This is a genomic window from Pantoea sp. A4 (assembly GCF_000295955.2).
GTDB classification, from domain to species: domain Bacteria; phylum Pseudomonadota; class Gammaproteobacteria; order Enterobacterales; family Enterobacteriaceae; genus Pantoea; species Pantoea multigeneris.
The window spans coordinates 19,895-43,087 of the sequence record NZ_ALXE01000052.1 but is presented as its reverse complement, the minus strand read 5'-3'; the positions used below and the strand labels follow the sequence as shown (position 1 = coordinate 43,087).

18 protein-coding genes are annotated in these 23,193 nt (G+C 54.2%); 16 read left to right on the top strand and 2 right to left on the bottom strand.

Translation table 11 applies throughout. The features are described 5' to 3' along the window. Window positions 1-66: 66 nt before the first annotated feature. The 9 genes from cmk (at window position 67) to B880_RS0121585 (ending at window position 10,186) form a co-directional block, all read left to right on the top strand. Complete coding sequence (gene cmk, locus B880_RS0121625) at window positions 67-756, top strand: (d)CMP kinase (RefSeq protein WP_017349555.1); 690 nt, start codon at window positions 67-69, stop codon at window positions 754-756. 115 nt (window positions 757-871) lie between these two features. Then, window positions 872-2,545: a 30S ribosomal protein S1 gene (gene rpsA, locus B880_RS0121620; protein ID WP_017349554.1), complete on the top strand. Its 1,674-nt coding sequence runs from the start codon at window positions 872-874 to the stop codon at window positions 2,543-2,545. A gap of 89 nt (window positions 2,546-2,634) precedes the next feature. Beyond that, complete coding sequence (ihfB, locus tag B880_RS0121615; RefSeq protein WP_017349553.1) at window positions 2,635-2,928, top strand: integration host factor subunit beta; 294 nt, start codon at window positions 2,635-2,637, stop codon at window positions 2,926-2,928. 221 nt (window positions 2,929-3,149) lie between these two features. Next, a complete protein-coding gene (locus tag B880_RS0121610) occupies window positions 3,150-5,402 on the top strand; it encodes a DNA internalization-related competence protein ComEC/Rec2 (RefSeq protein ID WP_026042833.1) in 2,253 nt (750 codons plus the stop codon). Between the two features lie 34 nt (window positions 5,403-5,436). Continuing rightward, the gene (gene msbA / locus B880_RS0121605; protein ID WP_026042832.1) at window positions 5,437-7,185 is read left to right on the top strand and encodes a lipid A ABC transporter ATP-binding protein/permease MsbA; all 1,749 of its coding nucleotides are present in this window, start codon (window positions 5,437-5,439) and stop codon (window positions 7,183-7,185) included. Further along, window positions 7,182-8,168, top strand: a complete 987-nt coding sequence (lpxK, locus tag B880_RS0121600; RefSeq protein WP_017349550.1) for a tetraacyldisaccharide 4'-kinase — start codon at window positions 7,182-7,184, stop codon at window positions 8,166-8,168. The genes msbA and lpxK overlap by 4 nt, the downstream gene beginning before the upstream one ends. Window positions 8,169-8,310: 142 nt before the next feature. After that, window positions 8,311-8,493, top strand: a complete 183-nt coding sequence (locus tag B880_RS0121595) for a Trm112 family protein (protein WP_017349549.1) — start codon at window positions 8,311-8,313, stop codon at window positions 8,491-8,493. Next, a complete protein-coding gene (gene kdsB / locus B880_RS0121590; RefSeq protein ID WP_017349548.1) occupies window positions 8,490-9,242 on the top strand; it encodes a 3-deoxy-manno-octulosonate cytidylyltransferase in 753 nt (250 codons plus the stop codon). The genes B880_RS0121595 and kdsB overlap by 4 nt, the downstream gene beginning before the upstream one ends. A 50-nt stretch (window positions 9,243-9,292) precedes the next feature. Then, window positions 9,293-10,186 (top strand): phosphotransferase, encoded by an 894-nt coding sequence (locus B880_RS0121585; RefSeq protein WP_017349547.1) that lies wholly within the window; start codon window positions 9,293-9,295, stop codon window positions 10,184-10,186. Here the strand turns inward: B880_RS0121585 and elyC are convergent. Next, complete coding sequence (gene elyC / locus B880_RS0121580; RefSeq protein WP_017349546.1) at window positions 10,166-10,951, bottom strand: envelope biogenesis factor ElyC; 786 nt, start codon at window positions 10,949-10,951, stop codon at window positions 10,166-10,168. The two genes, B880_RS0121585 and elyC, sit on opposite strands and share 21 nt — an antisense overlap. Window positions 10,952-11,076: 125 nt before the next feature. Between elyC and cmoM the strand changes: the two genes are divergently transcribed. The 7 genes from cmoM to B880_RS0121545 all read left to right on the top strand — a co-directional run bounded on the left by cmoM (window position 11,077) and on the right by B880_RS0121545 (window position 21,821). Further along, window positions 11,077-11,862 carry a tRNA uridine 5-oxyacetic acid(34) methyltransferase CmoM gene (gene cmoM / locus B880_RS0121575; RefSeq protein ID WP_017349545.1) on the top strand — a complete coding sequence of 262 codons (786 nt, stop codon included), beginning with the start codon at window positions 11,077-11,079 and terminating at the stop codon, window positions 11,860-11,862. Continuing rightward, window positions 11,859-13,181 (top strand): chromosome partition protein MukF, encoded by a 1,323-nt coding sequence (gene mukF / locus B880_RS0121570; protein ID WP_017349544.1) that lies wholly within the window; start codon window positions 11,859-11,861, stop codon window positions 13,179-13,181. The genes cmoM and mukF overlap by 4 nt, the downstream gene beginning before the upstream one ends. Continuing rightward, window positions 13,162-13,869 carry a chromosome partition protein MukE gene (gene mukE, locus B880_RS0121565; protein ID WP_017349543.1) on the top strand — a complete coding sequence of 236 codons (708 nt, stop codon included), beginning with the start codon at window positions 13,162-13,164 and terminating at the stop codon, window positions 13,867-13,869. The genes mukF and mukE overlap by 20 nt, the downstream gene beginning before the upstream one ends. A 2-nt stretch (window positions 13,870-13,871) precedes the next feature. Beyond that, entirely contained in the window at window positions 13,872-18,338 is a 4,467-nt protein-coding gene (gene mukB / locus B880_RS0121560; RefSeq protein ID WP_017349542.1) for a chromosome partition protein MukB, read from the top strand. Between the two features lie 265 nt (window positions 18,339-18,603). Next, window positions 18,604-20,415, top strand: coding sequence for a L,D-transpeptidase (gene ldtD / locus B880_RS0121555; RefSeq protein WP_026042831.1), 1,812 nt, complete (start codon window positions 18,604-18,606; stop codon window positions 20,413-20,415). A 188-nt stretch (window positions 20,416-20,603) separates the two neighbouring features. Further along, window positions 20,604-21,152: a YcbK family protein gene (locus tag B880_RS0121550; protein ID WP_017349540.1), complete on the top strand. Its 549-nt coding sequence runs from the start codon at window positions 20,604-20,606 to the stop codon at window positions 21,150-21,152. A 39-nt stretch (window positions 21,153-21,191) separates the two neighbouring features. Next, window positions 21,192-21,821, top strand: coding sequence for an MBL fold metallo-hydrolase (locus B880_RS0121545; RefSeq protein WP_017349539.1), 630 nt, complete (start codon window positions 21,192-21,194; stop codon window positions 21,819-21,821). Window positions 21,822-21,868: 47 nt separating this feature from the next. On the opposite strand, the gene B880_RS0121540 is transcribed toward B880_RS0121545, so the two are convergent. After that, window positions 21,869-23,059 (bottom strand): amino acid aminotransferase, encoded by a 1,191-nt coding sequence (locus B880_RS0121540; protein WP_017349538.1) that lies wholly within the window; start codon window positions 23,057-23,059, stop codon window positions 21,869-21,871. Between the last annotated feature and the right edge of the window lie 134 nt (window positions 23,060-23,193).

Sequence of the window (23,193 nt, the reverse complement as noted above, 5' to 3'; positions counted from 1 at the left end):
ATGCGCCCCATTCTTATGCAGCCTGGCAGGCTGTTATACTCAGCATGCTGCAAACAGGAGAAAATGATGACGGCGAACGCCCCGGTCATAACCATCGACGGACCAAGTGGAGCAGGTAAAGGCACCCTCTGCAAAGCGATGGCAGAAACGCTGCAGTGGCATTTACTGGACTCTGGCGCCATTTATCGTGTGCTGGCACTGGCCGCTTTACATCATCAGGTTGATATTGAATCAGAAGAAGCGCTGGTCCCACTGGCCGCTCACCTTGATGTACGTTTTGTTTCTGAACAGGGTGAAATGAAAGTCATCCTTGAAGGCGAAGAAGTCACCGGTGAAATTCGTACCCAGGAAGTCAGTAATACCGCTTCGCGCGTGGCTGCTTTCCCGCGTGTTCGCGAAGCACTGCTGCGACGTCAGCGTGCATTTCGTGATGAACCGGGCCTGATTGCCGATGGCCGGGACATGGGTACCGTGGTTTTCCCTGATGCGCCGGTGAAAATTTTTCTTGATGCGAGTTCGGAAGAGCGCGCGCAGCGCCGTATGCTACAGTTGCAGGAAAAGGGCTTTAGTGTTAACTTTGAGCGCCTTTTAGCCGAGATAAAGGAACGTGATGACCGCGATCGTAATCGCGCCATTGCACCATTAGTTCCCGCAGCAGATGCTCTGGTACTGGATTCAACCAGTATGAGCATTGAGCAAGTGATTGAAAAATCACTGAATTATGCGCGTGAAAAACTGGGTCTTCCTGCGGCTTAAGAAACGAATTTTGTAGTACCCCCTGCTCACAGGACGTTAGCAGGCATGTGAAACAACCCCACCCGAAAGGTATGTCAGGTGGACGTTAAATTGAAGAATCCTGAAGATTATCAATATGACTGAATCTTTTGCTCAACTATTTGAAGAATCACTGAAAGAAATCGAAACCCGTCCGGGTTCCATCGTTCGCGGCATTGTTGTCTCTATCGACAAAGACGTTGTGCTGGTTGATGCGGGTCTGAAATCTGAGTCTGCAATCCCTGCAGAGCAGTTCAAGAACGCAGCCGGTGAACTGGAAATCCAGGTGGGCGACGAAGTTGACGTTGCTCTGGATGCAGTAGAAGACGGCTTCGGTGAAACCCTGCTGTCCCGTGAGAAAGCTAAACGTCACGAAGCTTGGATCACGCTGGAAAAAGCTTACGAAGATGCTGAAACTGTTACCGGTGTTATCAACGGCAAAGTTAAAGGTGGCTTCACAGTTGAGCTGAACGGTATTCGTGCGTTCCTGCCAGGTTCACTGGTTGACGTGCGTCCAGTTCGCGATACCCTGCACCTGGAAGGCAAAGAGCTTGAGTTCAAAGTAATCAAGCTTGATCAGAAACGTAACAACGTGGTTGTTTCTCGCCGCGCAGTTATCGAATCTGAAAACAGCGCAGAGCGCGATCAGCTGCTGGAAAACCTGCAGGAAGGCATCGAAGTTAAAGGTATCGTTAAGAACCTGACTGACTACGGCGCATTCGTTGATCTGGGCGGTGTTGACGGCCTGCTGCACATCACTGATATGGCATGGAAACGCGTTAAGCATCCAAGCGAAATCGTGAACGTTGGCGACGAAATTGCAGTTAAAGTACTGAAATTCGACCGCGAACGTACTCGTGTATCTCTCGGCCTGAAACAGCTGGGCGAAGATCCATGGGTTGCTATCGCTAAGCGCTACCCAGAAGGCACCAAGCTGACTGGTCGTGTAACCAACCTGACCGACTACGGCTGCTTCGTTGAAATCGAAGAAGGCGTTGAAGGCCTGGTACACGTTTCTGAAATGGACTGGACCAACAAGAACATTCACCCATCTAAAGTTGTTAACGTGGGCGATGTTGTTGAAGTTATGGTTCTGGACATCGACGAAGAGCGTCGTCGTATCTCCCTGGGTCTGAAGCAGTGCAAAAACAACCCATGGCAGCAGTTCGCTGAGACCCACAACAAAGGCGATCGCGTTGAAGGTAAAATCAAGTCAATCACTGACTTCGGTATCTTCATCGGCCTGGACGGCGGCATCGACGGTCTGGTTCACCTGTCTGACATCTCCTGGAACGCGACTGGCGAAGAAGCCGTTCGTGAGTACAAAAAAGGCGACGAAATCGCTGCTGTTGTACTGCAGGTTGATGCAGAGCGCGAGCGTATCTCTCTGGGCGTTAAACAGCTGGCAGAAGATCCGTTCAACAACTACATCACTTTGAACAAGAAAGGTGCTATCGTCACCGGTAAAGTGACTGCAGTTGACGCTAAAGGTGCTACAGTTGAATTGGCAGACGGCGTTGAAGGTTACCTGCGCGCTTCTGAAGCTTCACTGGACCGTATCGAAGACGCAACTCTGGTTCTGAGTGTTGGTGACGACGTTGAAGCTAAATTCACCGGCGTTGACCGTAAGAACCGCGTTGTAAGCCTGTCTGTACGTGCTAAAGACCAGGCTGATGAGAAAGAAGCTATCAACACTGTTAACACCAAACAGGATGAAGGCAACTTCTCTAACGCTATGGCTGAAGCGTTCAAAGCGGCTAAAGGCGAGTAATCGACCTGACGTCCCGGGCGGTGTAATGCCGCCCGTATCAGTAACATCAGCTGCTTTATCTTTCCCCACAGGGATTAACCGGAGGATACATGACCAAGTCAGAACTGATTGAAAGACTTGCCAGCCAACAAACTCATATTCCGGCGAAAGCCATTGAGGATGCGGTGAAAGAGATGCTCGAGCACATGGCCACTACGCTGGCTGAAGGTGAGCGCATCGAAATCCGGGGATTCGGCAGTTTCTCTCTGCACTATCGTGCACCGCGCACTGGCCGTAACCCGAAAACGGGTGACAAGGTGGATTTGGAAGGTAAATACGTTCCCCACTTCAAGCCGGGCAAAGAGTTGCGTGACCGCGCGAATATTTACGATCAGTCTAAATAATCGCACATCATCACGCATTGGCTGTTACTGAACGCTAAGAAACGACATCTCCGGATGTCGTTTTTTTTGCACGCTATAAATTGGGGAACGTGGTTCCACTTCCGCTGCAACCGGTGTGCATAAACTAAAACAGGTTGCGCACCATCTCGCACGCTTGTTTTTAACGCCTGTAAACCATCAGCAAACTCGTCACAATACCGCTTTCGCCAGGAAGTGTAATGATGCCGATGACATGGATGTGCCTCGCCAGACTGACATTGCTTATGGGGTTGCCTCTCTTGTGGCTACCCGCCATTCCACAAGGTGTATCCCTCACAATTGCAGCAATCATTGGCCTCGCTATGCTGATGTCAGGTGGAAAAGTCATCCGTGTTCTGGCCGTGTGCCTGCTATTAGCCTGTTGGATGTTGACGGAAGCTCATCAGATTGTGTCTGTCACCGAAAGACTGAGCCGCGCCCCGGTATCGATGAAAGTTGAAGTGAGAGAGGCTGACACCCGGCGCGGTCAAATTCGGGTCAGGGTTATCCAGCATGAAGAAAAGTATCAATTCCCACCGCTGTATGTCTGGCTGACCGTATCCGATCCTGCCATCTATTGCGACGGGCAGATATGGCACATGCAGGTAAAACTGCGTCCCGTTCATGCCCGTCTTAATCAGGGGCTGTTTGATGCCCAGCGTTTTGCCCTGGCGAATCACACGCCGTTACAAGGACAAGTGCAGCAGGCCCAGGCGTTACAGGTTGCATGCAGCTGGCGCTGGCGTTGGGTGAACTACCACCAGCAGTTGATACAATCCTTGCCACAGCAGGCTACGCTGCGGGCACTGGCATTTGGCGATCGCAGTGCGCTCTCCACGGAAATGCGGACGTTGTTAAAGGAGACGGGAACGGCGCATTTAATGGCGATTTCAGGCATGCACATTGCTTTAGCGGCGGCTGTTGGTGTGTTGTTGATGCGGGGCGTGCAGTTTTTTCTGCCGACATCGCGCATTGGTTTCATGCTGCCGCTCATCGCCGGTGGGGTGATGGCAGGATTATATAGCTGGATATCGGGTAACCATCTTCCGGCGCAAAGAGCCATGCTGGCACTGATATTGTGGGGGATAACACAGTGTCTGAGCTTACGATTAACGTGTTGGCAACTCTGGACGCTTTGCATTGCCGGATTAGTGATTGTGGACCCATTAACCCTGCTTTCCGACAGCTTTTGGCTCTCAGCGATTGCGGTACTGCTACTGTTGATTTGGTGCCGTAACTTTCCGTTGCCGCCTCGGTTCAGGCAGCAAAAACGCTGGTGGCTACTCCAGTTGCTGCATTTACAGCTGGGGATGATGCTGTTGATGGTTCCAGTGCAGGCAACCATTTTTGGTGGTCTGAGCCTGAGTGCTTTGCTGGCTAATCTGGTGGCGATCCCGGTGGTTTCTTTACTGACGGTTCCCTTGCTGCTGGCCGCCATGCTGATGCCCCATGCAACGCTGAGCTACGCGTTGTGGTGGCTGGCGGATGGCACATTACACATTACCTTCTGGTTGTTGCAACAACTGCCCACCGCATGGGTCGCGCTGTATGACGGTATGTTTTGGGCGCTGACATTATGGGGAGGATTACTGCTGTGGCGTTGTGGCTTCGTTTGGCGCGCTCCGGCAAGTTGCCTGGCCTGCGCGATGTTGGTGCTGCTGTGGCGTTTGCCGGAAGACAAAGGCTGGCGTATCACGCTGTTAGATGTCGGCCACGGTTTGAGCGTGGTGATTCAACAAGGCAGAGAGGCGGTGCTCTACGATGCTGGCCCTCGCTGGGCTGAGGATAATGCCGGGGATCGCATTATTGTGCCATGGCTACAGCGGCAGGGACTGAACGTGAAATCTGTGATTCTTAGCCATAAACACCTCGATCATGTTGGTGGGTTGTCGGCTGTGAAACGGCATTTTCCCGACGCCGAATTGCGCAGCGCCCTGGGGTGGGAAGGGCACTTACCTTGCCAGCGCGGCGAGCAATGGCAGTGGCAACAACTCCGCTTTACTGTTCTGTGGCCGGAAAACAGCCCGGGCGCTGGGCAAAATAATGACTCCTGTGTGATTCGGGTCAGTGACGGTCAGGTTAGCCTGCTGCTCACGGGGGATCTGGAGCAGAGTGGGGAGCGTCAACTGGTCGCGCTGGAGAAGGAAAATTTGCGCAGTGATATTTTGCAGGTGCCGCACCATGGCAGTAAGACCTCCTCCACTTCACTGTTCTTACGGCAGGTCTCCGGCCAGGCCGCCTTAGCCTCTTTAGCCCGCTATAATGCATGGCGGATGCCAGCAAAATCCGTGCTGGAGAATTATCAGAAACAGGGGTACACCTGGTACGATACCGGGCAGTCAGGGCAGATCAGCGTCAAAATTCAGGCCGGAAATATGCAAGTTGCTGGTCTGAGAGAACAAATTTTGCCCCGTTGGTATCATCAGTGGTTTGGCGTCAAACGCGATTCCAGGTAGAATGATCGGCTATTTCAAACAGCGTGAAAATATAATGCATCAAGACAAAGATCTCTCAACCTGGCAGACATTCCGTCGACTCTGGCCAATGATCGCCCCACACAAAGCGGGTTTAATTGTGGCCGCAGTGGCGCTGGTGATCAACGCCGCAGGCGACACCCTTATGCTCTCCCTGTTGAAGCCTTTACTGGATGACGGCTTTGGCAAAGCGGATAAATCAGTATTACTGTGGATGCCGCTGGCGGTGATTGGCCTGATGCTGATTCGTGGTATTACCAGCTATGTCTCAAGCTATGGCATCTCCTGGGTCTCTGGTCAGGTGGTGATGAACATGCGCCGTCGTCTGTTTGGCCACATGATGGGCATGCCGGTTTCCTTCTTTGATCAGCAGTCAACGGGTACGCTGTTGTCTCGCATCACTTATGATTCTGAACAGGTTGCCTCTTCATCCTCCAGTGCGCTGGTCACCGTGGTGCGTGAAGGTGCCTCGATCATCGGCCTGTTTATCATGATGTTCTATTACAGCTGGCAGCTGTCGTTAATTCTGATTGTGCTGGCACCTGTGGTCTCGTTTGCGATCCGTAACGTCTCCAAACGTTTCCGTAATATCAGCAAAAACATGCAGAATACCATGGGGCAGGTGACCACCAGTGCAGAGCAGATGCTGAAAGGGCATAAAGAAGTCTTGATGTTTGGTGGTCAGGATGTAGAAACCGAGCGTTTCTCGCGCGTCAGCAACCGTATGCGCCAGCAGGGCATGAAACTGGTTTCTGCTTCGTCTATCTCCGATCCTATCATTCAGCTGATTGCTTCGCTGGCGCTGGCTTTCGTGCTGTATGCAGCCAGTTTCCCAAGCGTAATGGATACCCTGACTGCCGGTAGTATCACCGTGGTCTTCTCCTCAATGATTGCGCTGATGCGTCCATTGAAATCACTGACTAACGTCAATGCGCAGTTCCAGCGCGGTATGGCAGCCTGCCAGACCTTGTTCTCGATCCTCGATACCAAGCAGGAAGAAGATACCGGCAACCGTGAACTGGTGCGTGCTAAAGGCGAAATCGAATTCCGCAACGTCACCTTTACCTACCCAGGCCGTGAAACCCCTGCGTTACACAACATCAATCTGCATCTGCCTGAAGGTAAGACGGTCGCGCTGGTAGGACGTTCCGGTTCTGGTAAGTCGACTCTGGCGAGTTTGTTGACGCGTTTCTATGATATCCAGCAGGGCGAAATTTTACTGGATGGGCATGACCTGCGTGAGTATCAGCTGCGTGCACTGCGTAACCAGGTTGCGCTGGTTTCCCAGAGTGTCCACCTGTTTAACGATACCATCGCGAATAACATCGCCTATGCGCGCGAAGACCAGTTCAGCCGTGAAGAGATTGAACGTGCGGCGACGATGGCACACGCCATGGACTTCATCAATAAAATGGACAATGGCCTGGATACGGTGATTGGTGAGAACGGTGTGCTGCTTTCTGGTGGTCAGCGCCAGCGTATTGCCATTGCTCGCGCGCTGCTGCGTGACTCCCCGATTTTGATCCTTGATGAAGCGACTTCAGCACTGGATACCGAATCTGAACGTGCTATCCAGTCTGCGCTGGACGAACTACAGAAAAACCGTACCTCGCTGGTAATTGCGCACCGCCTGTCCACCATCGAAAAAGCCGATGAAATTGTGGTGGTGGAAGATGGCTACATCGTTGAGCGCGGTACACATGAGGTGCTTCTCGCCCAGCAGGGAGCTTATGCTCAGCTGCACAAAATGCAGTTTGGCGCATGATAGCGCGTATCTGGAGTGGTAAATCCCCGCTCTGGGTGCTGCTCTGGCCGTTCAGCCTGTTGTATGGCGCGGTCAGCGGCATTATCCGGTTAAGCTATCGGCTTGGATTGCGCAAAAGCTGGCGCTCTCCCATACCGGTTGTGGTGGTCGGAAACCTGACTGCGGGTGGTAACGGCAAAACGCCACTGGTTATCTGGCTGGTGCAGGCGTTGCAGCAGCAAGGTTATGAGGTGGGTGTGGTGTCGCGTGGCTACGGCGGGAAAGCGGAAAGCTATCCGCTGTTGGTGACGGCACAGACCGCCACTGACCAGGCTGGCGATGAACCGGTGCTAATTGCCCAGCGGACCAACGCCCCGGTTGCCGTGGCACCTCGTCGTCGGGCCGCGATTGAGCGTTTGCTGGCAAAATACCCGCTGGATGTCATCATCACCGATGATGGCCTACAACACTATGCACTGCAGCGTAATGTTGAAATTGTGGTGGTGGACGGTGAGCGTCGCTTCGGCAATGGCTGGTGGCTGCCTGCCGGGCCGATGCGCGAGCGAGCCTCTCGCTTAAAGCAGGTTGATGCCGTAGTGACAAATGGTGGCACGGCACTGGCAGGAGAAATTGCGATGACGCTCAGCCCTGGGCTGGCTGTCAATATGCGCAGCGGCGAGAAGCGAGCGCTGTCCACCTTCAAAGAGGTGGTCGCGATGGCGGGTATTGGCCATCCACCGCGTTTCTTCAACACGTTGCGCCAGCAAGGGCTAACGCCAGTGGCGGAAATCGCTTTTGCCGATCACCATGCCTATCACAAAGCGGAACTGGTCGCACTGACTCAGCCGGAACAACCGCTGCTGATGACGGAAAAAGATGCGGTGAAATGCCGCACCTTTGCGCAGGAAAACTGGTGGTATTTACCGGTAGATGCACAACTGCAAGGTGATGCACTCGCACCGCTCATGCAGAAAATTACCGCGCTCTGTAAGGCTGAGCAATAAGCGAGCAAAGCGTAGATTAAAAGGTGCGGCAGTGCATTTACTGCCGCACTAACTTTGTTTGTAACCCCTGTTTCCTCCCCGCTTCACCTTCCCAGCTATGCTATGCTAGCACCCACTGTTATCGGTCCGTGATGGAGGATTTATGGATCACCGCTTACTCGAAATCGTTGCCTGCCCGGTATGTAATGGCAAGCTGTACTACAATAATGCTCAGCAGGAATTGATTTGTAAGCCTGACGGCCTGGCATACCCAGTGCGTGATGGCATTCCGGTTCTACTGGAAAATGAAGCCCGCACGTTAACGGCAGAAGAGATTCATCCATGAGTTTCATCGCGGTTATCCCTGCGCGCTATGCTTCTACCCGTTTACCGGGAAAACCGTTGCTGGATATCCACGGTAAGCCCATGGTGGTGCATGTGATGGAGCGCGCTCGCGAATCGGGAGCCAGTCGCGTCATTGTGGCAACCGATCACGATGAAGTGGCAGCGGCAGTAATAGCAGCGGGTGGTGAAGTGTGTATGACCCGTGCCGATCATCAGTCGGGCACTGAACGCCTGGCGGAAGTCTGCGAAAAACTGCAATTTGCCGATGACGACATCATTGTCAATGTGCAGGGTGATGAGCCGATGGTTCCTGCGGACATCGTACGTCAGGTTGCCCATAATCTCGCTGGTGCGACATCCGCAGGTATGGCGACGCTGGCGGTGCCCATTCACGATGCGGAAGAGGCATTTAACCCCAACGCCGTGAAAGTCGTGACTGACGCTGAAGGTTATGCTCTCTATTTCTCTCGTGCCACCATCCCCTGGGATCGTGAACGCTTTGCGCAGTCGCGTGAAGAGATCGGCGATTCGCTGCTGCGCCACATCGGTATTTATGCTTATCGCGCCGGTTTCATTCGTCGCTATGTGGCATGGGAACCTTGTGCGCTGGAAAAAATCGAACTGCTGGAGCAACTTCGCGTGCTCTGGTATGGCGAAAAGATTCACGTCGCTGTTGCACTGACCGTGCCTGGCACAGGCGTTGATACCGCCGAAGACCTGGTTCGGGTACGCGCAGCTATGCAGCCTTAAATCCGGTAGCCTGTCTGTTGCAGACAGGCATCGTGGTACGGAGGGGGAAAATGGAACAGCTAAAAAAAGAGCTGGCCGTCGTATTGGGTAAATCACTGAGTCGCGTTGAACCCATCAGCGAGCAACCCCCCGCCCGTTTATACGCCCTGTATGATGAAGCCGGCGAGCCTTTGCCGATGATGGCGAAATATTACCGGCATCAGGGGCGGGCAGCACTGGAAGCGAAAAAGCTGGCGATGCTGGGCCACGAAGGATTGATACAGGTGCCTGCAGTGTATGGTCTGGTGCTGAGCCAGCAGCCACCGGTACACGAAATGCTGCTCCTTGAACGAATTAAAGGCATCTCCGCAGAAGCGGCTTCAGGGGATGTTTCCCGCCGTCAGCAACTCTTTGAGCAGGTGGTCGAAGGGCTACTTGGCTGGCATCGTATTCAGAGTCATGGCCTGATCGGCAGCGTTGACAGCGTTCAGGAAAATAACTGGCCAGTCTGGTATCGCCAACGCGTTGAAGTGTTGTGGGCCACATTAGGCTATCTACGTCCGCCTTTCTTTACCCAGGAAGATCGCCAAATCCTGTTTCGCAGTCGCGCGCAGTTCAAACGTTTGTTTACCGGCTTCGATGACCCTGCGGTGATGTTGCACGGTAACTTTCGCCTCTCCAGTATTATCAAAGAACCGCACAGCGATCTGCTATTGGCCATGGCCGAGCCGGGCAACATTCTGTGGGGGCCGCGCGAATATGAGCTGATCTATCTGTCCGATCGGGGCGTTGAGGGAGAATTATTACGTCTCTATCTCAGCCACGCCCCGGTAGATGACGGCTTCATGTGGCGCCGCTGGCTGTATCAACTCTGGTCTTGTGTTGATAGCCTGGTGCACAGCGGCGAGTTCGATCGCGCGCGCTTTGATCACGCGCGCAACCAGCTATTGCCGTGGCTCGGTTGACGGTGAGCGAATGCCCTTCATCCACTGCCATAACTGCCCCAGCAGCTCATAACCCGCACGTTCACTGTGACCCAGCCACACTGCAGAAGGGGTGACGCGTTCAAACCAGTAAAGTGGTGAGGTGATCGCCATTTGGTTTGCCGGTACCGGAATCGGTTTCAGCCCGGCTGCTTCAAAGAAACGCATGGCGCGAGGTAAATGGCTGGCGGAAGTGACCAACAGGAACGGATGGTCACCAATTGCGGCCCGCACCGCATGAGACTCCTCTTCGGTATCCTTTGGTTGACTCAATGCCAACGTATGGTCGGCGGGGACGCCGAGGCTCTGCGCCACTTTTGCCGCGGTTTCAGCATTGCTCATGGGATTATTCCCCCCCGCAGCGCCGGTAAATACCATGATTGCGGAAGGATGGCGCAGCCACTGGCGTACCCCTTCCGTGACGCGAGGCAGGCTGTTACTGATGAGATTAGAGCTGGGTGCCCACTCTGGGTTATAGGTATAGCCCCCCCCGAGGACCACAATGTAGTCATACTTCGCATCGCCATTCCACGTAGGGTAACGCTCTTCCACGGGCTGCAAGAGACGGTCGGCAACCGGCTGCAGGCTCAGTAGCAACAGCACTAGCCAGCCAACAGAAATGACAATTTTACCGGCTTTCTGCCAGCGGCTAAACCAGAGCAGCAAAATCCCGGTCGCTATAACCAATAACAGAAATGGCAAAGGCAATAGCAGGCCGCCAGTGACTTTTTTCAGGTAAAAAAGCATCGTTAAACTCCCCTGTTGAACGAAAAAACGGCAGCCGGGTGACAACCTCGGGATGAAAGGTTCATTCCTGGCTCTCCTGTGACAAAATAGCATAAGTTTCAGTGCAGCATACCGGAGTCCATGCCATGCAGGATCGTAACTTTGACGACCTCGCAAAGAAGTTTTCAAAAAATATTTATGGCACGACCAAAGGCCGGATTCGCCAGGCCATCCTGTGGGATGAGCTAAACGCGTTGTTACCGACGCTGCCAGAAGGTCCGTTGCAGATCCTCGATGCCGGTGGCGGCATCGGGCAGATATCCAGCGGGCTGGCGGCACAGGGGCATCAGGTGCTGTTGTGCGATCTCTCTGCGGAAATGCTGCGTCTGGCGCAGGAGCATGCGCAGGCAGAGGGTGTGAGCCAGAACATGCAATTCAAACAAATTAGCGCCCAGCAGGTGGGCGAACATTTGGATAAACCGGTTGATCTGGTATTGTTTCACGCGGTGCTGGAGTGGGTTGCAGAACCCGAACAGGTGTTAAAAGCGCTGTACAACGTACTGTCGCCGGGCGGCGTATTATCTCTGATGTTCTATAATCGCCACGGCCTGACGCTGCGCAACCTGACATTGGGTAACTTCGGTTATTTGCGTGCCGACATGGCGAAACGCAAGAAGAGCACACTCTCACCCGATTATCCGCGTGATCCCGTAGAGGTCGAGCAATGGCTGAACGCCTGCGGCTTTGTTACTGAAGCACGAGCCGGGATCCGCGTGTTCTGCGACTATATGTCAGAGCCGCCACAACGCGGGGAAGGAACGGAAGCAATTATTGAGATGGAGCGACGTTACTGCCGTCAGGAGCCTTTCCTGAGCCTTGGACGCTATATTCACGTAACGGCGCGTAAACCCGTAACACAGGACGAACTATGAGTGAATTTTCCCAGACGGTTCCCGAACTGGTGAACTGGGCGCGTAAGAATGACTTCTCGCTTACGCTGCCGGTTGAACGTCTGGCCTTTTTGCTGGCCATTGCCACCCTGAACGGTGAGCGCATGGATGGCGAAATGAGTGAAGGCGAACTGATTGATGCCTTTCGTCACGTCAGCAAGGCTTTCGAACAAACCCATGAAACGGTCCTGGTGCGTGCCAACAACGCCATCAATGACATGGTGCGTCAGCGCCTGATTAACCGCTTTACCAGCGAACTGGCAGAAGGCCATGCCATCTATCGCCTGACACCGCTGGCCATCGGCATTACCGACTACTATATCCGCCAGCGTGAATTCTCCACGCTGCGCCTCTCAATGCAGCTCTCTATCGTCGCTCAGGAACTGAAACGTGCCGCCGATGCTGCGGATGAAGACGGTGATGAGTTCCACTGGCAGCGCAACGTCTTTGCGCCGTTGAAATATTCCGTCGCGGAAATTTTTGACAGCATCGATATGAGTCAACGTCTGATGGACGAACAGCAGCAGTCCGTGAAGAATGACATCGCGGACCTGCTGAACAAAGACTGGCGTGCAGCGATTTCCAGTTGTGAACTGCTGTTATCAGAAACGTCCGGCACGCTGCGTGAGTTGCAGGACACGCTGGAAGCGGCAGGCGATAAGCTCCAGGCCAATCTGTTACGCATTCAGGATGCCACGCTGAACAGCCCAGACCTCGGCTTTGTCGATAAGCTGGTGTTTGATCTGCAAAGCAAGCTGGATCGCATTATCAGTTGGGGACAGCAAGCGATTGATCTGTGGATTGGCTATGACCGCCATGTACACAAATTTATTCGCACCGCCATCGATATGGACAAAAACCGCGTCTTTGCGCAGCGTTTACGTCAGTCGGTGCAGAACTATTTTGATAACCCATGGGTATTGACGTACGCCAATGCCGACCGCCTCTACGATCTCCGTGATGACGAAATGACATTACGTAATGACGAGGTGATGGGGGAGTTGCCACCTGAGATGGAGTTCGAAGAATTCAATGAAATTCGTGAACAGCTGGCAGCCATGATTGAAGAAGCCTTACAGAGTTATAAAACCGAACAGAAACCGCTCCACCTTGCTAGCGTGATGCGCGATTATCTGGCGCAGTATCCACGCGCCCGCCATTTTGATCTGGCGCGTATTGTGGTGGATCAGGCCGTCAGGTTAGGGGTGGCGGAAGCGGATTTAGCCGGTTTACCTGCTGAATGGCAGGCCATTAATGAATACGGAGCCAAGGTGCAGGCACATGTCATCGACAAATATTGAACAAGTGATGCCAGTTAAGCTGGCGCAGGCACTGGCGAATCCGATTTTCCCTGCGCTGGACAGTCAGTTGCGCGCAGGCCGTCATATCGGCATTGAAGATTTGGATAACCACGCTTTCCTGATGGATTATCAGGACTATTTAGGCGAATTTTACGCCCGTTATCATGTTGAACTGGTGCGAGCGCCGGAGGGGTTCTTCTACCTGCGTCCACGCTCGACCACGCTCATTCCCCGTTCAGTGCTCTCTGAGCTGGATATGATGGTAGGGAAAATTCTTTGTTACCTTTATCTCAGCCCGGAACGTCTGGCAAACGAAGGGATCTTCACCCAGCAAGAGCTGTATGACGAACTGCTGTCGTTAGCGGATGAGAGCAAACTCCTGCGTTTCGTCAATCAGCGTTCAACCGGTTCCGACCTTGACCGCAGCAAATTGCAGGAAAAAGTGCGTGCCTCACTAACGCGCCTGCGCCGCCTCGGCATGGTGTGGTTTATGGGCAATGACAGCAGCAAATTCCGCATTATCGAGTCGGTGTTCCGCTTTGGCGCGGACGTGCGCAGCGGAGACGATCCGCGTGAAGCCCAGCTCCGCCTGATCCGCACGGGAGATGCACAGATCCCGGTGCAGGCAGTGGCCGATGAGCCAGAAGAAAATGACCATGAAGCGAATGATAGCGCGGAGGAAGAGTAAGCATGATTGAACGCGGAAAATTTCGCTCGCTGACCCTGATAAACTGGAACGGCTTCTTTGCACGTACCTTCGACCTCGATGAGCTGGTGACGACGCTCTCAGGCGGTAATGGTGCGGGTAAATCCACTACCATGGCGGCATTTGTCACCGCCTTGATCCCCGATCTCACGTTGCTGCACTTCCGTAACACCACGGAAGCGGGGGCCACCAGCGGCTCACGCGACAAAGGCCTGCACGGTAAGCTGCGGGCTGGGGTCTGCTACTCGGCGCTGGATGTGATCAACTCACGCCATCAGCGTGTGATTGTGGGCGTGCGTCTGCAACAGGTGGCAGGGCGCGATAAGAAAGTCGATATCAAACCCTTCAGTATTCACGGGCTGCCGATGGACAGCAACCCGACCGACATGCTGACGGAAATTCTCGATACCCGTCAGGCTCGTGTCCTGTCGCTGAATGACGTTAAAGAACGCGTAGAAGCCTGCGAGGGTGTGCAGTTCCGTCAATACAGCTCCGTGACCGACTATCATGCGATGATGTTCGATTTGGGCATTGTGCCGCGCCGGCTGCGCAGCGCCAGCGATCGCAGTAAGTTCTACCGCCTGATCGAAGCTTCGCTGTACGGCGGGATCTCCAGTGCCATCACGCGTTCACTGCGTGACTACCTGCTGCCGGAAAATGGCGGTGTGCGTAAGGCCTTCCAGGATATGGAAGCCGCACTGCGTGAGAACCGTCTGACGCTGGAAGCCATCCGCGTAACGCAATCCGATCGCGATCTGTTTAAGCACCTGATTTCCGAAGCTACCAGCTACGTATCGGCGGACTACATGCGCCACGCTAATGAGCGTCGTGTGCATCTGGATGGCGCGGTACAACTGCGTCACGATCTCTTCACCAGCCGCAATCAGCTGGCGGCAGAGCAGTATCGTCATGTTGAAATGGCGCGTGAGCTGGCCGAGCACTCCAGTGCGGAAAGCGATCTGGAAGTCGATTATCAGGGTGCCAGTGATCACCTGAACCTGGTGCAAACCGCAATGCGCCAGCAGGAAAAAATCACCCGCTATGATGCGGACCTCGAAGAGCTGACGGTACGTCTGGAAGAACAGACGGAAGTGGTTGAAGAGGGACGCGAGCTGCTGGAAGAGCAGGAAGCGCGTGCGGAAGCCGCAGAAACCGAAGTCGATGAACTGAAAAACCAGTTGGCCGATTTCCAGCAGGCGCTGGATGTGCAGCAAACGCGTGCCATTCAGTACCAGCAGGCGTTACAGGCACTGGAGCGTGCGCGCTCACTCTGCCAGCTGTCGGATTTAACCACCGGTAACGCGGAGGAGTATCAGCACGCATTCCAGGCTCGTGAAGAAGAAGCGACCGAACGCCTGTTAACGCTGGAACAAAAACTCAGTGTGGCAGAAGCCGCACACGGGCAGTTTGAACAGGCGCTGGCGCTGGTCATGGCCATTGCAGGCAGCGTCACTCGTCAGGATGCATGGCAAACCGGACGTGAGATCCTGCGTGACGCACATAACCAGCGTCATCACGCCGATCAGCTCTCCTCACTGCGTCTGCGCCTGAACGAACTGGAGCAGCGCCTGCGTGAGCAGCATGATGCAGAGCGTTTGCTGGCGGAGTTCTGCAAGCGCCAGGGGCAGCAGTATGATGCTGATGCGCTGGAAGGCTTACAGCGTGAGCTGGAAGCGCAGATTGAGCAGTTGAATGCCACCGTAGCGGATGCCGGTGAACGCCGTATGCAGATGCGCCAGGAGCTGGAGCAACTGCGTGAACGCATCACTGCCCTGACTGCACGCGCGCCGCACTGGCTGGCGGCACAGGAGATCCTCACTCAGTTAAGTGAACAAACCGGTCAGCAGCTCAGCAGTAGCCAGGATATCACCGAATACATGCAACAGCTGTTGGAGCGCGAGCGCGAAACCACCGTTGAGCGTGATGACATCGCGGCACGCAAGCGCGATGTAGAACAACAGATTGAACGCCTGAGCCAGCCTGGTGGCGCAGAAGATGCCCGCCTCACCCAACTGGCCGAGCGTTTCGGTGGCGTATTGCTGTCGGAAATCTATGATGATGTCACCCTTGATGATGCGCCGTACTTCTCCGCACTGTATGGCCCGTCACGTCATGCCATCGTTGTGCCGGATCTCTCTCTGGTGCGTGAGCAACTGGAAGGGCTGGAAGAGTGCCCGGAAGATCTCTACCTGATTGAAGGGGACCCGCAGTCGTTTGATGACAGTGTCTTTGCCGTCGATGAGTTAGAAAAAGCGGTGGTGGTGAAAATCGCTGAACGCCAGTGGCGCTATTCCCGCTTCCCGAAAGTGCCGTTGTTTGGCCGCGCCGCGCGTGAAAACCAGCTGGAGCTGTTGAGCAATGAGCGTGACCGCCTGGCAGAGCAGTACGCCACGCTGTCGTTTGATGTGCAGAAAACGCAGCGCCTGCATCAGTCTTTCAGCCGCTTTATCGGTAGCCATTTGGCCGTTGCGTTTGATGCCGATCCTGAAGCCCAAATCCGCAGCCTGAATACGCGTCGTGGTGAACTGGAACGCGCCCTCAGCCAGCATGAAAATGACAACCAGCAGCAGCGTCAGCAGTTTGAACTGGCGCGTGAGGGGGTGGCACAGCTTAACCGCCTGCTGCCACGTGTCAGCCTGTTGCTGGATGACACGCTAGCCGATCGCTGCGAAGAGATCCGCGAGCAGGTGGAAGAAGCCCAGGATGCGTCGCGTTTCCTGCATCAACATGGCGCTCGCCTGACGAAACTGGAATCACTGGTTGGCGTGTTGCAAAACGACCCTGAGCAGCATGAACAGTTACAAGCGGACTACCAGCAGGCGCAACAGCAGCAGCGTGATGCGCGTCAGCAGGCCTTTGCGCTGACAGAAGTGGTACAGCGCCGCGCACACTTCAGCTATGCCGACTCTGCCAGCATGTTGACGGGTAACAGCGATCTCAGTGACAAGCTGCGTCAACAGCTGGAACATGCTGAAGCGGAACGTGCACGTTCGCGTGAACGTCTGCGTGAGCAGCAACAGCGCCTGACGCAGTATTCGCAGGTGCAGGCGTCACTGAAAAGTGCCTTTGATGCCAAACGCGATATGTTGCAGGAACTGCAACAGGAGATGCAGGCGATTGGCGTTCAGGCAGATGCCAGCGCAGAAGAGCGAGCACGTATCCGCCGCGATGAGCTGTATACCGCGCTCAGCCACAACCGTGCACGCCGTAATCAACTGGAAAAACAGATCACCTTCTGTGAAGCCGAATCCGACAGCCTGCAGAAAAAACTGCGTCAGCTGGAGCGTAACTACCATCAAAGCCGTGAGCATGTGGTCAGCGCCAAGGCGGGATGGTGTACCGTATTGCGTCTGGTGAAAGACAACGGCGTTGAACGCCGTCTGCACCGCCGTGAACTGGCCTATATGGGCGCTGATGAACTGCGCTCCATGTCGGATAAAGCGTTGGGTGCTCTGCGCCTGGCGGTGGCGGATAACGAACATCTGCGTGACGTACTGCGTGCTTCAGAAGATCCTAAACGCCCTGAGCGCAAAATTCAGTTCTTCATCGCTGTATACCAGCATCTGCGCGAACGTATCCGTCAGGATATTATTCGCACAGACGATCCGGTTGAAGCGATTGAGCAGATGGAAATTGAGCTGAATCGCCTGACGGAAGAGCTGACAGCACGTGAACAGACGTTGGCAATCAGCTCGCGCAGTGCGGCGAACATCATTCGTAAAACCATTCAGCGCGAACAGAACCGTATCCGTCAGCTTAACCAGGGACTACAGGCGGTCAGTTTCGGTCAGGTGCGCAGTGTGCGTCTGAACGTGAACGTCCGAGAAGCTCACTCTGTGCTGCTGGACACGCTTTCGGCTGAACATGAACAGCATCAGGATCTGTTTAACAGCTCCCGCCTGACCTTCTCTGAGGCCTTAGCGAAACTGTATCAACGCCTGAATCCGCAGATTGATATGGGCCAACGTACGCCGCAAACCATTGGTGAAGAACTGCTCGACTACCGCAACTATCTGGAGATGGAAGTGGAAGTTAACCGTGGTTCGGATGGTTGGCTGCGTGCGGAAAGTGGCGCGCTGTCTACCGGTGAAGCGATCGGTACCGGGATGTCAATTCTGGTGATGGTGGTACAAAGCTGGGAAGAAGAGTCTCGCCGTCTGCGTGGCAAAGACATTTCACCGTGCCGTCTGCTGTTCCTCGACGAAGCAGCCCGACTGGATGCGCGTTCCATCGCCACACTCTTCGAGCTGTGTGAACGTCTGGAGATGCAACTGGTGATTGCTGCGCCGGAAAATATCAGCCCGGAAAAGGGCACCACCTACAAACTGGTACGTAAAGTCTTTAACAATACGGAGCATGTGCATGTGGTGGGGCTGCGAGGTTTTGCGCCTGATGCACCGAAGCCACGACCAGAGGCCACTCAGGTTGAGGATTCACAGGCTGAGTTGTAGTGCCGCTGTAGATTTTTCAACGCGCTGAAAAACCCCAGGTTATTTCCTGAAAGAGACGTTGCTTAAGCGGCGCTCAACGTGAGGTGGCAGTCACCTCGCCAGGAATTACGGCACGAAGCCTGAGAGAGGGACACCAGAGAGCTGAGCTATTTCTGGTAACGGCATTTGTCAGAACAGGCAAATGCCGTTTTTTATTTGTATACTCAAACCGATGCGTAGTGGTGTAGCGAATTCAGACACAGCGTTAACTTATGAGGGGGCAGGGATGTTGCTGAACACAAGTATAAAAAGAAATCGGTTGGTTGGGGCGCTAAGCCTCATGTTGTTATTGTCACCTTTGAGCGCGAGCGTTGCAGCGGTCAATAGCACAGTGCCACATACCGGACAGGGAACGTTTACGGTAGGACAGAGTCAGCAGCGTATTCTGCAAGAGTTTGCACCGGCCGACAGGCCATTCTATCTGGCCGCACTCGCCAGTTTGTATGCTAACCGCCATATGCAGCCGCTGTGGCAGGACAGTGACGCGACGCAACAATTTCAACAGCAGTTAGCCGAAGTCGCGCTCTCTGGCGTACAGCCACAGTTTACCCACTGGCTTGATTTACTCACCAATCCACAGGTCAAGGGTTTCGCGCGCGATGTCGTGTTGTCCGATGCCATGCTGGGCTATTTGCAGTTCGTCGCTAACGTGCCGCAGAAAGGGGAAACCTGGCTCTACAGCAATGTTCCCTACAAAATGGAGCCTCCGGCGATCTCCGCTGAGAACCAATGGCTGAATGCTTTCAATGCGGGTGGCGGATCTACTTTCGTGGCTTCACTGGCACCGCAACATCCCCAGTATGTGCCGATGCACAGCGCATTGAAGAAACTGCTGCGGGATAAACGCCCATGGCCACAGTTGAAAAACGTTGCCACGCTGCGCCCAGGACAGGTGAGCAATGATGTGCCAGCACTGCGTGAGATTCTGGAACGCACCGGTATGCTGCAGGCCACCACGACTGCGCCTGATCCGTCTGAAGACCGCGTGCCCACCGCACCGGTGCCGGTTAGTCAGTCCAGTGAGCCGGTCGCTGTTAGCCCATCCGCCACTTCGACCTCTTCGTTGATCACCGCCGATACTCCACAGGCACAAGGTAATGTGCAGGCGACCAGCACACCGGTGCCTGGCAGTGTTTATGATGACACACTGGTCGCCGCAGTGAAGCGCTTCCAACAGTGGCAGGGGCTGGAGAGTGATGGCAACATTGGCCCAAGGACGCGCGAATGGTTAAACGTTTCACCCCAGATGCGTGCGGCACTGCTGGCGCTGAATATTCAACGCCTGCGCCTGCTGCCGGATGATATGCACAACGGGATCATGGTTAACATTCCCAACTTCTCCCTGATTTATTACAACAACGGCAACAAGATCCTCAGTTCGCGTGTGATTGTGGGTCGACCGGATCGTAAAACGCCACTGATGCGCAGCGCGCTCAATGATGTGGTGCTTAATCCGCCGTGGAACGTACCGACCTCGCTGGTGCGTAAAGACATTATTCCCAAAGTAAAACAGGATCCTTCTTACCTGGATAAACATGGGTTTGTTTTACTGTCTGGCTGGAGCAATGATGCACAGGTGGTGAATCCGCATATGATTGACTGGTCAGGCATTTCTGCCAGTAATTTCCCTTACCGGATGCGCCAGTCTCCGGGGGCCATGAATGCCCTGGGCCGTTATAAATTCAATATGCCGAGCAGTGATGCGATTTATCTGCATGACACCCCTAATCATGGCCTGTTCCAGCGCGATCTGCGGGCGCTGAGCTCGGGTTGTGTCCGCGTGAACAAAGCTTCAGAGCTGGCGGGTATCTTGCTACAGGATGTTGGCTGGAATGGCGGTCGTATCTCCGACACGCTGAAACAGGGAGATACGCGTTACGTCTCCATTCGTCGCCGTATCCCGGTTAACCTCTATTATTTGACCGCCTGGGTCGCGGATGATGGTAAAGCGCAGTACCGTACAGATATTTACAATTATGATATGACGGCACAATCCGGCAGCCACCTTCTCAATCGTGCCGGTCAGTTATTGCTCTAGTGATTGATTTACAACTGCCTTTCAGTCGGGGATGAAAATCCCCGACTTGTCCTAATGAGGTCGCCTCTCTCGGGCGGCTGCACAAAGCAGTGAGACGTGGGTTGACGGATATTTGCCTGGCGGTTAAGGTTCCGCCTTGTGTGCTTTTTGCACATAAAAGTTGGCTTTTTATCAGGTAATCGCGCTTCATGACAAAATTTAATCCTCAACGCCGTAAACTTCTGCTTTGCGCAGGTGCTGCCTCTGGCCTTGCGCTGTTGCCCGCTTCGGCAATGGCTTCGCTCTCTACTTCTCGCCCACGCGTACTGACGCTAAATAACCTGCATACCGGTGAAACGTTGAAGACAGAATTTTTCAACGGGCAAACGTACGATAAGAGTGAATTGACGCGTCTGAATCACTTTTTCCGTGATTACCGCGCCAACCAGATCAAAAACATCGATCCGCACCTGTTTGATCAACTCTATCTGTTACAGGCGATGCTGGAAACCCGTAAGCCGGTTTCGCTGGTTTCGGGCTACCGCACCCTTGCCACCAACAATATGCTGCGTGAAAGCGGCCCAGGCGTGGCTAAACACAGTTACCACACCAAAGGACAGGCGATGGACTTCCACATTGATGGCATTGCGCTTGCGAACGTACGCAAAGCTGCGTTATCAATGCGTTCAGGTGGTGTAGGATATTACCCGCGCAGCAACTTTGTTCATATTGACACCGGACCTGTCAGACACTGGTAACAGTGCCGACGCTGCTGCGCATACCGGTCATGGAGAGTTATGAAGTACCACATTATTCCTGTTACTGCGTTTGCCCAGAACTGTTCAGTTATCTGGTGTGATGCCACGGGCACTGCTGCATTAGTCGATCCCGGCGGTGATGCGGAAAAGATTAAGCAGGAGCTGGCGCAGCTTGGCCTTAAGCCGGCTCAAATCCTGTTAACGCATGGGCATCTGGATCACGTTGGGGCAGCTGCCGAACTGGCCGCATTTTATCAGGTCGAGATTGTGGGCCCACACCGCAACGATGCCTTCTGGCTGGAGAACCTGCCAACGCAGAGCCAGATGTTTGGTTTCGCGCATTGTGAACCCTTGCAGCCGAATCGCTGGCTGGAAGAGGGGGATGTGGTCACAGTGGGCGAGGTTAGCCTGCAAGTGCTGTTATGCCCAGGCCATACGCCGGGTCATATTGTCTTCTATGATGCGGCAGGCCGCCTGCTGGTCTCCGGTGATGTGATTTTCCGTGGTGGCGTAGGACGTACTGACTTCCCACAGGGTAGTCATGAAGACCTGATTACGGCGATTCATACCAAGCTGTTGCCGCTCGGTGATGACGTGACTTTCCTGCCGGGCCATGGCCCGATCTCCTCGCTGGGAGAGGAACGGCGCAATAATCCGTTCCTGCAATAAAAAATGGGCCAGCAGGCCCATTTTTACGCATTTAAGTAAGCAATCGCTTACAGCACGGCGACAATCGCTTCGCACAGTTCAGACATGTTGTCTGGCGTCATACCGGCCACATTGATACGGCCAGAATTCACCGCATACACCGCAAACTCTTCACGCAGACGGATGACCTGATCTTTGGTCAATCCGCTGAAGGAGAACATGCCGTTTTGCAGGGTGATAAAGCTGAAATCACGATTCGCGCCTTTCTCAGCCAGCGTTTTAACAAACAGCTGGCGCATACGCTGGATACGCTGGCGCATATCGGTCAGCTCCTGTTCCCACAGGTTGCGTAACGCGTCGTTGCTCAGAATGGTGGCAACCACTGCCGCACCGTGAGATGGCGGGTTAGAGTAGTTGGCACGAATGGTGTATTTCACCTGGCTAAACGCGGTGGTGGCGGTTTCTGCGTTTGCAGCAACCAGCGTCAGAGCACCTACGCGCTCGTTATACAGGCCAAAGTTTTTCGAGTACGAGCTGGCGACCAGCAGTTCCTGATGCTGAGCGGCGAAAATCCGCAGACCTTCGGCATCTTCTTCCAGTCCACGCGCAAAGCCCTGGTAGGCGAAGTCAAACAGCGGCAACCAGCCTTTTTCCAGCGACAGTGCCGCCAGCTTTTCCCACTGCTCAGCCGTTGGATCAATACCGGTTGGGTTATGGCAGCAGCCGTGGAACAGCACCACGTCACCCGCCTGTGCTTGTTGCAGCGCCGCAACCAGATTGTCGAAGTCGAGGCTGTGGTTTTCGGCATCGTAGTAGGGATATTCCACCACTTCGAGGCCCGCTGCGTTAAACACATTCTTATGGTTTGGCCAGCTTGGATTGCTCACCCAAACGCGTTTTACCGACGTCTGATTCGCCAGGAAGTCTGCCGCTACGCGCAGTGCGCCAGTACCACCCGGCGTTTGGGCCGTGTGTGCGCGCGCTTGCTGGATAATGTTGCTGTCTTTGCCAAACAACAGCTCCTGAGTACAGCGGGCAAAATCTGCCAGGCCATCAATGCTGAGGTAATTTTTGCTGGTCTCGTTTTCCAGTAAAAATTGTTCCGCTTTCTTCACGCTGGCCAGCACCGGCGTTTTACCGGTTTCGTCTTTATAGACGCCGATACCGAGGTTAATTTTGTGCGTGCGGTCATCAGCGCGGAACAGATCCGCCAGACCAAGAATGGGATCGGCGGGAGCAGCAGAGATCGATTCAAACATGCGTAGTGTCCAGAGTGGGTGGGCTTAGCAAAATGAGCTATCAGGTTAGCGCTGCGCCACGCAAATGCCAACTGTTAACATAAGAATTCGCGCTGATACGTCAGAGAATAAGCAGGACTAATAATTGGCAGGCG